The sequence below is a fragment of the Arcobacter peruensis genome (assembly GCF_003711085.1).
Taxonomy (GTDB): Bacteria; Campylobacterota; Campylobacteria; order Campylobacterales; family Arcobacteraceae; genus Poseidonibacter; species Poseidonibacter parvus.
Window position 1 is genome coordinate 171,178 of sequence record NZ_CP032363.1, and the last position, 14,011, is coordinate 185,188.

Below are 14,011 nucleotides of genomic sequence, written 5' to 3' on the forward strand. Positions count from 1 at the left end.
CATATTACATTTTATTTAAGATTTTATCCATTATTGAAGTTGAGAATATTCTTTTACAAAACCCTAAAATATATGTCGCTTTAGTAACATAATACCTAGGCTTTGGTTTTTTGCTATTCATAATATCAAATACTATATTTGCAACTGAAGATGAAGGAAGAGTAAAAGGTGTATTATCTTCTTTTGATTCTAATCTTTTTTTCAATTCTTTTTTATATTTTTGTGAAAAATGACTATTTTCTATATCAATATTTTTATTAAACATTTTTAATGCATTTGCTCTAAATTCAGATGTTACGGGTCCAGTATTTATTACACTAACATAAATATTTGAATTTAATACTTCTTGTCTTAGTGTATCTGTTAATCCTTCTATTGCATATTTACTTGCATTATAGGCTCCTCTAAATTTTAGTGATATAATTCCTAAAACAGAACTATGTTGTATTATTTTTCCAAACCCCTGTTTTCTAAATATTTTCATAGTTTGAAGAGTCAATTCATGTAAACCAAAAACATTAGTTTCAAATTGCTCTTTAAGTACTTCAACACTTATATCTTCAACAGCACCTGGCTGTCCATACCCAGCATTGTTAAATACAGCATCAAGTTTTTTGTCATTTTCTAATATTGTATTTAAAGCATTTGATATATCTTCTTTTTTTGTAACATCAATTTTAAATGTGTCAAATCCAAGGTTTGTAAGCTTTGTCACATCATCTTGCTCTCTAGCACTTGCATATACTTTAAAACCATTTTGTTTTAAAACTAAAGCAGTTTCTAAACCAATACCTGTGGAACATCCTGTTATTAATATATTATTCATTTAACACTCTTTTTCTTTAATTATTGGTATTATACCCAATCAAAAATTTGGATAGATAATGAATAAAATAAAAGAACGTTTAGACAATGAATTTCAATCAAGAAATAAGCATAATGAACTTTCATATGATAAACCAGATCCCTTATTGGTTGCTAGTAGATATGATGATGAATATGTGATTTTACTTTGTGCACTTTTTGCATATGGAAAAGCAAGCTTAATTGTTAAATTTCTTGATAGTTTAGATTTTTCTTTATTAGATGCAAGTGATAAAAAAATTGATAAAGAACTAGATTCTTTTTATTATAGATTTCAAAATAGTGAAGATATTAAAACTATATTTAAAACTTTTAAGAAATTAAAAAAAACTTCTTCTTTAAATGAAATATTCAATCTTGGATATAAAAAAAACAATTCTATTCTTGAAGGCTTAGATTTTTTAATAAAAAAAATACACGAAGTTGCAGATTATAAATCTCAGGGGTTTACATTTTTAGTTTCAAGTCCTTTAAAAAGAGATAAAAACGGTCAAATCAAAGAAGTAGGAAATGCTCCATATAAAAGATGGAATATGTTTTTGAGATGGATGGTAAGAGAGGATGAACTTGATTTAGGATTATGGAAAGGTATTGATAAAAAAGATTTGATTTTACCTTTAGATACTCATACTTTTAATGTATCAAAAAAATTAGGATTATTAGATAGAAAGACTTATGATTTGAAATCTGCTTTGTTAATCACTGAAAAACTAAGGCTGTTTGATGAAAAAGATCCTATAAAATACGATTTTTCTTTATATCGCATTGGTCAGGAGAAAATATATTAAATAGAAAAACTAAATAGTTTTTCCATTTTCAAGTCTGATTTGATTTCTACCATTCTCTTTTGCTTCATATAAAAGAATATCAGATTTTTGTATAGTACTCTCATAAGACTGATGATCAGGTCTTAGGGCAACTCCTGCTGAGAAAGTTACTTTTATTTCATGATCTTTGTATTTGAAGTTATTTGATGTAACTATTATTTTAATTCTTTTTAAATATTGTAATAATTCTCTATCTAGATTAAAATGAACAATTGCTACAAATTCTTCACCTCCATATCTTCCAACAATATCATGATCTCTAGTGTTCTTTTCTAAAATTTTTCCAAAAGTAGAAAGAATAACATCTCCACAATCATGACCGTAAGTATCATTTACTTGTTTGAAATAGTCTAAATCAAAGAAAACAACTGCATATTGTGTGTTATGTCTTTTATAAGAACTTTCGATTTTCTTTATTTCGTCATTATATGCTCTTCTTGTAAGAAGACCTGTTAAATGATCTTTCATGCTTTCATTTTTAGTTTTTGTAAGCTCTTTTTCTAAAATAGTTACTTTTTCTTCTAATTCTTCTACTTTTGATTTACCAGTTTGTAACTTATCACTTACGGTATTCATTTCTTCTTCTATTAATGAGGCAGCATCTACTAATTCATTTTGTAAGCTTTCTAAGCCTTTTACCCCATCTTTAGATAAATCTATAGATTGAATTTTTTCTTTTATATCTAATACGTGTTTAGAACCTGATCCACTACTTGAAATAGCATCATTTAGATATTGACCCATTAGTGAAACAAATTTAGAAATATCAGAAGTTCTTTGAATAACTACTTGCTTATCTCTTTCAAATCTTTTTTCAATGAATTCTTGTATTTTCTTTTGAATTTCAAGATTAAATAATAGATTTGTATCTTTGTCTATTTGTTCAAATAATTTTTCAATTTCATCATCTGTTTCCGAACAAATAGAATGTAGTGCAGATTGCTTAAGTAATGATACTAACTCTTTTACATTTTCTTTTGAAACCCTTTTCAGAAGAATAGGAATTATTTCAATTGGTGTTTGTATTTTATTTTTTGTTACTTCATTTTTTTCTAATGACGTTAATTGTGTTACAATTTCTTCAAATTCTATACTCATATTTAATCCTAAAGTTTAAGTTAAAAGTTTTTTTACCATTTCATTTATTCTTTTTCCATCAGCAATACCAGCAAATTTTTTACTAGCAGCCCCCATTACTTTTCCCATGTCTTTCATAGATTTTGCATCTACTTGAGCAATAATTTCTTTCATACCAATTTCAAGTTCTTCATCTGAAGCCTGAACGGGTAAATATAGTTTAAAAACATCAACTTGTTCTTGTTCTTTTTCAACTAAATCTTCACGTGATGCGTCTTTGTATTGAGAAATAGCTTCTTCTCTTTGTTTTATACCTTTTTGAATAAGTTTAACAATAGCTTCATCATTTAATTCAATTCTTTCATCAACTTCAATTTGTTTAATCATAGTATTTATACTTCTAATTGAATCTCTTTTTACTATGTTTTTTTCTCTCATAGCTGTTTTTACATCATCTTTTAGTCGTTGTTTTAAACTCATTTTAGTCCTTATGTATTTAATTATTATTTTATTATATAATATTATATCTTTTTATGAGTTAAAGCTTTCAATTAACTCTTCTAATTGTAAAAATCTTTCTACTTTTTCTTCATAGATTTTTTCTATTTCTTCTAGTTCTTTTGATACAGCAACGATGCCTTTTTGCTCGTAACATTTTGAGTCCATTAAACATTCATTTATTTCTTCAATTTTTTCTTCTAACTCATCAATTTCTTTTGGTAAATTATCGTAGTCTCTTTGTTCATTAAATGAAAGTTTTACTTGTTTCTTTTTTATTATTTCTTTAGACTTTTCTTGATCTTCTTTTTTTAAACTATTTTCTAGTGAGTTTAAATCTTTTAATTCTTTTTCAATTTCTAAATATTCACTATAAGGTTGGAAACTCTCTTCAACTTCTCCATTCTTACCTTTAAAAACAAATAGTTTTTTTGCAATTTTATCCACAAAATATCTATCATGAGATACTAAAATAATAGCACCTTGGAAGTTTTCTAAATACTCTTCTAAAATATTAATTGTTGGTAAGTCTAAATCGTTTGTAGGCTCATCCAAGACTAAACAATCTATACTTCTTGTAAATAATAGTGCTAAAGCAACTCTATTTTTCTCACCACCACTTAAAACTCCAATTTTTTTCTCTAAATACTCTTTTGGAAATAAGAAATTTTTCAAGTACCCATATACATGCATAGTTCTACCATCATTTAACTCAACTAAATCTCCACCATTAGGACAAAAGGTGTGCATAATACTTTGATTGTCATTTAGCATTTCTCTATGTTGATCGAAGTATCCTACTTTAAAGTCACCTTTTTTAAATCTACCTGTGTCAACTTTTAGTTTTTCCATGAATATTTTTAACATTGTAGATTTTCCAGTTCCATTTGGTCCTACAATTGCAATTGTATCTTTTTGTAAAATTCTAGTTGTAAAATCTTTTATTAAAAGTTTATCTCCAAGTGTGATACCTATATCATCAAGTTCAAATAGCATTTTCTTTTTATTTAAAGTTCTTGTTTCTTCACTATTAAAAGATTTTTGCTCACGTTGAAGTTCAACACTCATTTTTCTAATAGCTGCTGGATTTGATTTTACTTTTTGTTTTAAGTCTAGGTATTCTGCTTTTCTTCTTACATTTCTCTTTCTTCTAGCTGTTACACCTCTTTGCATCCAGTGTGCTTCTCTTTTAAAAAGTCTAATCATATTATGATGGTCTTTTTGCATGTTTTCTAAGATTTGTTGTTTTTGCTCTAAATATGAAGAATATCCACCTTGGAATTTACGTAAGTTTCCACCTTCAACTTCAATTACAGAAGTAGCAATATTATCAATAAAATATCTATCATGTGAGATAAATATTAATGTAAAATTGTTTTTCATTAAAAGTTGTTCTAAAAACTCAACCATATAAACATCAAGGTGGTTTGTAGGCTCATCAAGAAGTAATACATCAGGCTTTTTTAAAAGTAATCCTGCAAGTGAAACTCTTCTTTGCTCACCTCCACTTAAAAGATTTACATCTTTAAATTCATACTCTTTTAGTTGGAATTCTTTTAAAACTCGCTCTATCATATTGTCTAAATCCCAAGCATTATGAAACTCAAGATATGTTGCTAATTGGCTTTGTCTATTTATTAATTCATTATTTTCATAATCATCTACAATTTTTAAAGATATTTCTTCATATTCAGTTCGTGCATCTTTTAACTCTTTTAATTGATTTTCAATAGCATCTCGAACAAGTAAATTATCATCAAACTTTGGATGTTGTGCAAGCATTTCTATTTTAATAGACTTATCAATAGCTTTTATACCATCATCAGGTTCTACTTCCTCTGTAATTATTTTAAGAAGTGTTGATTTTCCCTGACCGTTTTGACCAATTACTGCAATTCTTTGGCCTTGATTTAAGGTGAAATTTGCATTTTTTAAAATAACTTTCGTATCGTATTGTTTAGAAATGTTTTGTAAGTCTATTAGTGCCATTTATTTTAATGAATCCCTTGAAATAGTGTTTTATAAATAGTTTGTTATAGACTTTTAATATATAGTATTTTATTTTTTGTATCATGGATAATAATTTTATGATACAAATATCATACTTTCTTTTTCGTATCATACTTTGTAAGTCTATACAATAATAAATTGTTTTCATTTATTTTAATAAGTAGATACTATATCTAAAATATTGTTAGATATTAATTGTGTGGATTAGAAAAACTATAATTAAAATCACATAATTTAAGGTAAGAGATTTTTTTTCTATTTGTGAGAATAATCTATTGTAAAATAAGTAATTTTATAATTTTTTTATAATTTTTTTGAATATATATAATATTAAAAGTGGAAAAAAGATAAAATATATTTTTAATAATTAAGGTAAATAAATATGACTATATCAGAAATAGAGAATAATCTAGAAAAAATAATACTAAACTTCAATAAAGAAACATTTGTGTTTGACTTATTAATGTCTTATGATATTAAAAAGTCAACAGTTAAAAGATTGCAAGATAGTGAACATAATAAACTTAATATAAATGGAGAACTTATTCTTCGAAAAAAATTATTCTTTAAAGTTCCAACTATAGATATTCATGTTGAAATTGATAACCTAATAAAAGATCCATATACTTTAAAGCATAACCCAAGGTTTATTGTTGTTACAGATTATGAAACAATATTAGCTTATGATACAAAAACGGATGATTATTTAGACATATTGTTAGTTGATCTACCTAATCATAATACATTTTTTTTACCATGGGCAGGAATGGAAAAAAACCAAGTTGAAGATGAAAACCCAGCAGATATTAAAGCTGCAGAAAAAATGGGGAAACTTTATGATGAAATACTGGAAAATAATCATTTTGAAACAGATGAAGAATTACATTCATTAAATGTTTTTCTAACAAGACTTTTATTTTGTTACTTTGCTGAAGATACAGGGATTTATAAAGATAATTTATTTACAAATTCAATATCCTCATATACTACTAAGGATGGTAGTGATTTAAATGAGTTTCTAGAAAAAGTGTTTGATATATTTAATTTAAAATCTAGGCCGGATAATACTCCTCAGTATTTAAAAGATTTTCCTTATGTTAATGGTGGATTATTTAGAGATAGATTGCCAATACCAGAATTTACAGCTAAATCAAGAAAAGTAATGATAGAAATTGGAGAATTAGGGTGGTCAGAAATTAACCCTGATATTTTTGGTTCTATGATTCAAGCAGTTGTAAAAACAGAGCATCGTGGAACAATGGGGATGCATTATACATCAGTTCCTAATATTATGAAAATAATTGAACCATTATTCTTAGATGAACTTTATGAAGAATTTGAACGAGGTTTTGATAGTAAAATTATTTTACAAAATATTTTAAAAAGAATATCAAATATAAAGCTTTTTGATCCCGCCTGTGGTAGTGGAAATTTTTTAATTATTGCATATAAAAAACTGCGGGAATTAGAAATCACGATATTGAAAAGAATAGATATACTAAATAAACAAACATCTAAACCAATACAAGCAACCTTTGCTTTTTCAGAAATAAAATTAACAAGTTTTTTTGGAATTGAATTTGATGATTTTGCACATGAAGTTGCTATTCTTTCTCTTTGGTTAGCAGAACATCAAATGAATATAAAGTTTTATGAAGAATTTGGAAGAACTCTTCCTTCTCTTCCTCTCCAAAATGGTGGAAATATTACTTACGGAAATGCAAATAGGTTAAATTGGGAAGAAGTTTGTCCTAAAAATGAAGGTGATGAAATATATATATTAGGAAATCCTCCTTATTTAGGTTCAAGTATGCAAGAAAAGTTTCAAAAAGAAGATATGGATATTGTATTTTCATCTGAATTAAAAAGTTACAGAAATTTAGATTATATTTCATGTTGGTTCTTTAAAGCAGCTAATTATGCTAGAGATTTTAATTGTGAATTTGCTTTTGTATCTACAAATTCCATTACACAAGGAGAACAAGTAGGTTTATTATGGCCTTATATATTAAATAGTTTAGAAATTTCTTTTGGCATACAGTCTTTCCCTTGGTCAAATAATGCTAAAGCAAAGGCAGCAGTTATTGTAGTCATCATTGGTATTAGGAATATTTCAAAAAAACAAAAAATGTTAATTAAAGATGGATATACTAAATATGTTGATAATATTAATCCTTATTTAACTGCAAATAATTCATCTTATATTTTAAGAAGAAGCTCTCCTATTAGTAGTTTTTTACCTATGATGAAAGGTAACTATGCAACTGATGATGGAAATTTAATACTTGATGAAGATGAGAAAAATTACTTATTAGAAAATTATCCTGAATCAAAACTTTTTATCAAGAAATATATTGGTTCTCAAGAGTTTATTAAAGGAATTGATAGGTGGTGTTTATGGATAAGAGATGAAAATTTGGGAATTGCAAACTCTATACCTGAAGTAAAAGAAAGAATAGAAAAAGTATCTATGTTTAGGAGTAAAAGTAAAGCTCCTTCAACACGAGAAAAAGAAAAAATTGGGCATAAGTTTATACAGATACAATCAGAACCTAGAGATGCACTTATAGTTCCATCTGTATCATCAATTAGAAGAGAATATATACCTGTTGGATTTGTTGATGATATTACTGTAGTAAATGCACAATGCCTTGTTATTTATAATCCTGATAACTACTTGTTTGGAATAATTACATCGCGAATGCATATGGTATGGGTTAGGGCCGTTGCAGGTAGATTAAAATCTGATTACAGATATTCTTCAGCATTATGTTATTATGGATTTCCTTTCCCTGAGATTACAAAAAGTAAAAAAGAAGAAATAGAAGAGTTAGTTTTTGAAATTTTAGATGAAAGAGAAAACTATCCAGAAAAAACAATGTCCCAGCTATATGATCCAGATACAATGCCGAAAACTTTGAAAGACTTACATAATAATTTAGATTTATTAATTGAAAAATGTTATAGAAATAAACCTTTTATAAATGATGAGAACAGATTAGAGTATTTGTTTAAATTATATGAGGAAATGACTACAAATGAAAGATAAAAGATTATGTTCTAATGTTTCTTATCAGGGATGTGATTTAAATAGATACAATAATTTTGATGAGTGTATTTTACATTGTTCAAAGGAAAGCACTTTAAGTGATTATCACGGAACTTTTGAAATGAGAAGTGAGTTTAAATACGAATTAATTAATTACATAGTTAAAAGTATTTATAAAAATAAAGACAATATTAATGGTATTGATGAAGCAATTTTTAAAGAGTATTTGGAAATTAGTGAGTTTAATACTAATGAAAATCTCAAGCAACTTTTAAAAGAATCAATCGTTGTATTTAATTGTATTTCTTTTCCAACAATCAAAAATAGGGATGAAGAAAATTATGAAGACATTTTAAGTTTGTTGGGTAGTATTCATTTCAATTATTGTAATTTTTATATATCAGGATTAGACTTACAAAATGTAAAATGTTTTTTTCAAGATTGTGAATTTCATGATAGTTGGAATATTAAAAATTATGACATTTTACCTAATCAAAGTAATGTAATATATCAAATGTGTAAATTTCATGAAGGTATCAGTGCTTCAGGTAGAAATATAGAAGAAGAAAGATTACAAGTAACAAATAGTCAATTTTGTAATTGTGACTTTGGGAGGGAATTAGTTTTTGAATTTACAGATATAAAATCTGCTCTTTTTATTAATGATAAGTCATATAAAGGAACTTACGACCTTTTAAAATTACAGAATTGTAATATTGAGGGAAGGTTTATTCTTAATAATTATTATATTAAGACGGTTGTTATAGAAAGTTCAATTTTTAAAGATAAGTTTGAATTTAAAAAGAATAAAATAGACATTTTTCAAATTGATAATACTAACTTCAAACACATTGCAGATTTTTACGACACTGATTTTGTTCAATTTTCTATTAAGAAAAGTATATTTGATAATTTTACAAGTTTTGAAGAATGTAAATTTGGCGATGAAAAACATTTAGATGATACGGAATTGATTTCAAAATTTAAGTATGCAACTTTTTTAAATAAAATTAATTTCAGAACGACTACTTTTAAAAATGGTTTAGATATAAAGCATGCTAATTTTAGTGAGGAACCAAATTTTTTAAATTCTGAAATAGAATCTTTACATACATCAAGAGAAACTTTTAGAAGTATTAAACATTCTTTTGATACTACTGGTAATTACTTAGATGCAAATAAATATTTTTCCTTGGAAATGAAAAAGTATAGAGAAGAACTTAAAGATAAAGAAGGTAATAAGTCTGAAAAGTTAATATTTTGGTTGAATGAAAAAATATCTAATTTTGGCCAAAATTATATTAGACCAATAATTATTTTAATTTTTAGTGTCTTTTTTTATTGTTTTATTATTTACATAACGAGTATTGATTTTGGAGATAAAATTCCTTCTTATATAATTTCATTAAATAATTTGTTAAATAGTTTTGCAAAATCAATAATTCATTTCAAATCATTACTGACTCCAGGTAGAGAGTTTTTAAGCTTAGCTTTTTCTCTATGGTATTCAATTCTAATTTGGCAAATAATTGTTTCTGTAAAAAGACATACGAGGAGATAAAAGATGACAAATATTATTAATGTTGATTATCATCAGACAGGACAGAGTAAATCAACTAATCACTATGGTATGAGAGAAATGCAGGAAAAAGCATTTGAGGCGAGAAATAAACAATATTTATTATTAAAAGCCCCTCCTGCTTCAGGGAAGTCAAGAGCATTAATGTTTATTGCACTTGATAAGCTTTTTAATCAAGGTATAAAAAAAGTAATAGTTGCTGTTCCTGAAAGATCTATAGGAGGTTCATTCTCCTCAACTCCTTTATCAAAGTTTGGTTTTTTTGCAGATTGGGAACCTAATCCTATATATAATCTTTGTACTCCTGGTGGTGATAAAAGTAAAGTGGAATCATTTAAGAGATTTATGGATACTTCAGAGCCAATATTAATTTGTACACATGCAACTTTGAGATTTGCTTTTGATAAAATTGATGATTCTAAATTTAACAATACCTTACTTGCTATTGATGAATTCCATCATGTCTCATCTGATGAGAGTAATATTTTAGGTGAATTAATCAGATCTATTATGAAAAATTCATCAGCACATTTAATTGCTATGACAGGTTCTTATTTTAGGGGAGATAGTGTACCCGTTTTAATGCCTGAAGATGAGATTAAATTCTCAAAAATAACTTATAATTACTATGAACAGTTAAATGGATATGAGCATTTGAAATCATTAGGAATAGGATACCATTTTTATCAGGGAAAATACACAAATGCAATAATGGATATTTTAGATACTAATAAAAAAACTATCCTTCATATTCCTAATGTAAACTCTGGGGAATCAACTAAGGATAAACATAATGAAGTTGATACTATCTTAGATTTAATTGGAGAAGTTGAAAGTGTAACATCTGATGGTATTATTATAATGAAACGACATAATGATGGGAAAAGAATAAAAGTAGCAGATTTGGTAAATGATGAACCAAGAGTAAGAGAAAAAGTAGTTAATTATTTAAGAGATATTAATTCTGTGGATGATATGGATTTAATCATTGCATTAGGAATGGCAAAAGAAGGTTTTGATTGGCCATTCTGTGAGCATGCACTTACTGTAGGTTATAGAAGTTCATTAACTGAGATCATTCAGATTATTGGAAGAGCTACAAGAGATAGTGATAATAAAACACATGCACAATTTACAAACTTAATTGCAGAACCTGATGCTGAAGATGATTTAGTTAAACTTTCAGTTAATAATATGTTAAAAGCAATTACTGCATCCCTTTTAATGGAACAAGTGTTAGCACCTAACTTTAAGTTCAAATCTAAACTGGATGAGTTTGATAAGCCTGCTCCTGGTGAATTGAAAATAAAAGGATTTAAAGAAGCAAGTTTAAAAGTACAAAACATAGTAGAATCAGATTTAAATGATTTAAAAGCAACTATATTACAAGATAATCAAATGTTAAGAGCAATGCCTGGGAATGTTGAACCTGAGGTTATTAACAAAGTTTTAATTCCAAAAATTATAAAGGTTAAATATCCTGATTTAAATGATAATGAGATTGAAGAATTAAGGCAATATGTTGTAGTTGATAGTGTAATTAAAAATGGTGAAGTAAAAGAGGTTGGAGACAAAAAATTCATTAGAATGGCAGCTAAATTTGTTAATATAGATGACTTAAATATTGATTTAATTGATCAAGTAAACCCATTTCAGAAAGCATTTGAGATATTATCAAAATCGGTAACTTCTCAGGTTTTAAAAGTTATTCAAGAGACAATAGAAATGACAAGAATTGAGATGACAAAAGAAGAAGCAATTTTACTTTGGGATAAAATAAATTTATTTATAGAGAAGAACTCTAGAGAACCTAATATTACTTCAACTGATCCAATTGAAAAAAGAATGGCAGAGGCTGTAATATTTTTAAGAGATTTAAAAAGGAAAAGGGATAATGGAGAAAAATAACGAAGAAAAGTTATTAGAAATATTCAACAATGATCCTTTTGGTCTTTTAGAAGTTAAAACTAGATCAAAAACAAGAACAGAAGATGAAAGATTGATATCTTCTTTTGAAGAAATAAATGATTTCTATGAGAAAAATCAGAAAGAACCGGAAAACCCAAGGGATATAAAAGAAAGAAAATTGTTAAAAAGACTCGAAGGTTTTAGAAATAATTATGAAAAGGCAATTTCTTTAAAAGACTTTGATAAATTCAATTTATTAGGAGAAGTTGAGGAGTCAGTTAAAGAAGTAAAAGAAATAACTTCTATTGAAGATATTTTCACCAACGATTCTCTAGGTATTTTAGAAAATGAAAATAATGATATTTTTTCATTTAATCATACACCAAAAAAAATAGAAAATGCACCTGAGTATGTAGCTAAAAGAAAACCATGTAAAGACTTTTCAAGTTTTGAAAAGTTGTTTATTCAAACACATATAGAAATAAATGAAGATAGAAGGAAACTTCATCCCTTTAGAAGTGAAAGAGATATAGAAGTTGGTTTCTTTTTCGTAATGAGTGGGGTTATGGGTTATGTTGCAAGTGTAGGTGATGAATTTACTGTAAATAAAAGTAGAAATAAAAACACTAGATTACGAGTAGTTTTTGAGAATGGAACAGAATCAGATTTATTACTTCGTTCATTATCAGCGGCATTATATAAAGATGGAAGAATGATCACTGAACTGGATGAAAAAATTTTAGATAGACTATCTTCTATTACTGATGATGATAAGGAAACAGGTTACATTTATATTTTAAAATCTTTAAGTGAGAACTCTGAAATTAAATCAAAAAAGAATCTTTATAAAATTGGTTTTTCGAGACTTGAGGTTGAGGAAAGAATTAAAAATGCTATAAAAGAACCTACTTATTTAATGGCAGAAGTATCAATTGTAGCAGTATATAAATGTTTTAATATGAATCCTAATAAACTAGAAGGATTAGTTCACAGGTTTTTTGGAAATAATTGCTTAGATATAAAAATATATGATGAAAAAGGTATTAGCCATAAACCAAAAGAGTGGTTTATTGCTCCTTTAGAAATTATTGAACAGTCAATAGGTCTGATAATAAGTGGAGATATTATTCATTATAAATATGATGAATTTAAAAATGAAATAGTTTCAGGATAATAAGTTTTATTATATTCTAAATGTTTAAAAAGCTTAATGATGATGGATTGTATCCTGTTAGTTTAATATCATCAACAACAGGAAGTATTAGAGTAGGAAATTGAATATTGTCAATATTTATTTCTGATACAGGTTTTATCCTGAACTTTTGAGTTTCTTTTAATTCTTTTTGAACCATCAATAACATATTTTGATCTTTCTTAATCTCAGAATACAAAGAATCAAACTTATTTTGTATTTCTCTGTATTCATTACTATTAACAAGTCTTAAGAACTCAAAACTCTCCTGAACTAATCTTTTAGTAGGTGTCATTATCTTCCAAATTCATCATTTCTCTTTTGTTCATCAAACTTTTTAAATAATGCTCTAATATATGCAACATAGATTTCTTGCTCTTTATCTATTTCATCTAAAATGCACATGATTAGATCTTTTTTTATATCTTCATCAATATCAAAGTCTTTTATTACATTTAGTATCAATAACATCATTTTAAAGCCTTTGTAGACACTTTATACATATTTTTAAGGATATTATTTAAAGCACCATTAAAAGCTATATTTATAAGAGTATGAATGACATTTATTCTATTTTTAGCATAAATTTTAATCTCGCAATCTTTTTCATTTGATTTATATGCATTTAGATTTCTAACAACTAAATTTATTTTAAATTGTGTGTGTTCATCTACATGTTTTTTTATATCTTTTGCAAGATTAATTAATGCAACTATTTTCTGCTTTTCATAATAATTCTCATATTTGAAGATTTTATTAGCTAAATGTTTTAATACAGTTTCTATGTGATTCTCTTTTAGAGTATTCTCTAACCAATCTTTATTAACTTTTAATAAAGTCATATTCTTAGAAGAAGAACTAAATTCTTTCTCATCAATTTCAGTAATTTCTATTACTTTCTTTTCACTCATATTTTTCCTTTTAATATATACTCGAAGATTCATTGTCTTCTATAGTATATATTTTAGGTTGCTATTTTAAAAAAACAACTACATATCAAAGTTTTA

12 protein-coding genes are annotated in these 14,011 nt (G+C 26.3%); 5 read left to right on the forward strand and 7 right to left on the reverse strand.

The annotated features are described in order from the left end of the window. Positions 1-4: 4 nt before the first annotated feature. Positions 5-826, reverse strand: coding sequence for an SDR family NAD(P)-dependent oxidoreductase (locus D3Z07_RS00885; protein ID WP_076087364.1), 822 nt, complete (start codon positions 824-826; stop codon positions 5-7). A gap of 58 nt (positions 827-884) precedes the next feature. Here D3Z07_RS00885 and D3Z07_RS00890 point away from each other — a divergent pair, with 58 nt between their 5' ends. Further along, positions 885-1,652 carry a TIGR02757 family protein gene (locus tag D3Z07_RS00890; protein WP_122892827.1) on the forward strand — a complete coding sequence of 256 codons (768 nt, stop codon included), beginning with the start codon at positions 885-887 and terminating at the stop codon, positions 1,650-1,652. A gap of 9 nt (positions 1,653-1,661) precedes the next feature. Here D3Z07_RS00890 and D3Z07_RS00895 read toward each other — a convergent pair whose 3' ends face one another. Genes D3Z07_RS00895 through D3Z07_RS00905 form a run of 3 tightly spaced genes read right to left on the reverse strand, consistent with a single transcriptional unit; the run spans position 1,662 to position 5,255 of the window. Further along, positions 1,662-2,789 carry a GGDEF domain-containing protein gene (locus D3Z07_RS00895; RefSeq protein WP_122892828.1) on the reverse strand — a complete coding sequence of 376 codons (1,128 nt, stop codon included), beginning with the start codon at positions 2,787-2,789 and terminating at the stop codon, positions 1,662-1,664. Positions 2,790-2,804: 15 nt separating this feature from the next. Next, entirely contained in the window at positions 2,805-3,248 is a 444-nt protein-coding gene (locus D3Z07_RS00900; RefSeq protein ID WP_122892829.1) for a GatB/YqeY domain-containing protein, read from the reverse strand. Between the two features lie 51 nt (positions 3,249-3,299). Then, positions 3,300-5,255, reverse strand: a complete 1,956-nt coding sequence (locus D3Z07_RS00905; protein WP_076087356.1) for an ABC-F family ATP-binding cassette domain-containing protein — start codon at positions 5,253-5,255, stop codon at positions 3,300-3,302. A 403-nt stretch (positions 5,256-5,658) separates the two neighbouring features. On the opposite strand from D3Z07_RS00905, the gene D3Z07_RS00910 reads away from it, so the two are divergent. Genes D3Z07_RS00910 through D3Z07_RS00925 form a run of 4 tightly spaced genes read left to right on the forward strand, consistent with a single transcriptional unit; the run spans position 5,659 to position 12,986 of the window. Continuing rightward, a complete protein-coding gene (locus D3Z07_RS00910; RefSeq protein ID WP_122892830.1) occupies positions 5,659-8,325 on the forward strand; it encodes a class I SAM-dependent DNA methyltransferase in 2,667 nt (888 codons plus the stop codon). Then, positions 8,315-9,886 carry a hypothetical protein gene (locus tag D3Z07_RS00915; RefSeq protein ID WP_122892831.1) on the forward strand — a complete coding sequence of 524 codons (1,572 nt, stop codon included), beginning with the start codon at positions 8,315-8,317 and terminating at the stop codon, positions 9,884-9,886. The genes D3Z07_RS00910 and D3Z07_RS00915 overlap by 11 nt, the downstream gene beginning before the upstream one ends. A 3-nt stretch (positions 9,887-9,889) precedes the next feature. Further along, positions 9,890-11,812, forward strand: coding sequence for a DEAD/DEAH box helicase (locus D3Z07_RS00920; RefSeq protein ID WP_122892832.1), 1,923 nt, complete (start codon positions 9,890-9,892; stop codon positions 11,810-11,812). Further along, positions 11,799-12,986 carry a GIY-YIG nuclease family protein gene (locus D3Z07_RS00925; RefSeq protein WP_122892833.1) on the forward strand — a complete coding sequence of 396 codons (1,188 nt, stop codon included), beginning with the start codon at positions 11,799-11,801 and terminating at the stop codon, positions 12,984-12,986. Before D3Z07_RS00920 ends, D3Z07_RS00925 begins: the two co-directional genes overlap by 14 nt. A 16-nt stretch (positions 12,987-13,002) precedes the next feature. On the opposite strand, the gene D3Z07_RS00930 is transcribed toward D3Z07_RS00925, so the two are convergent. From D3Z07_RS00930 to D3Z07_RS00940, 3 genes are read right to left on the reverse strand one after another with little or no spacing between them, the layout of a single operon-like run. Next, positions 13,003-13,299 (reverse strand): hypothetical protein, encoded by a 297-nt coding sequence (locus D3Z07_RS00930; protein ID WP_122892834.1) that lies wholly within the window; start codon positions 13,297-13,299, stop codon positions 13,003-13,005. Continuing rightward, complete coding sequence (locus D3Z07_RS00935) at positions 13,299-13,478, reverse strand: hypothetical protein (protein ID WP_122892835.1); 180 nt, start codon at positions 13,476-13,478, stop codon at positions 13,299-13,301. The genes D3Z07_RS00930 and D3Z07_RS00935 overlap by 1 nt, the downstream gene beginning before the upstream one ends. After that, the gene (locus tag D3Z07_RS00940; RefSeq protein WP_122892836.1) at positions 13,475-13,915 is read right to left on the reverse strand and encodes a hypothetical protein; all 441 of its coding nucleotides are present in this window, start codon (positions 13,913-13,915) and stop codon (positions 13,475-13,477) included. The genes D3Z07_RS00935 and D3Z07_RS00940 overlap by 4 nt, the downstream gene beginning before the upstream one ends. Between the last annotated feature and the right edge of the window lie 96 nt (positions 13,916-14,011).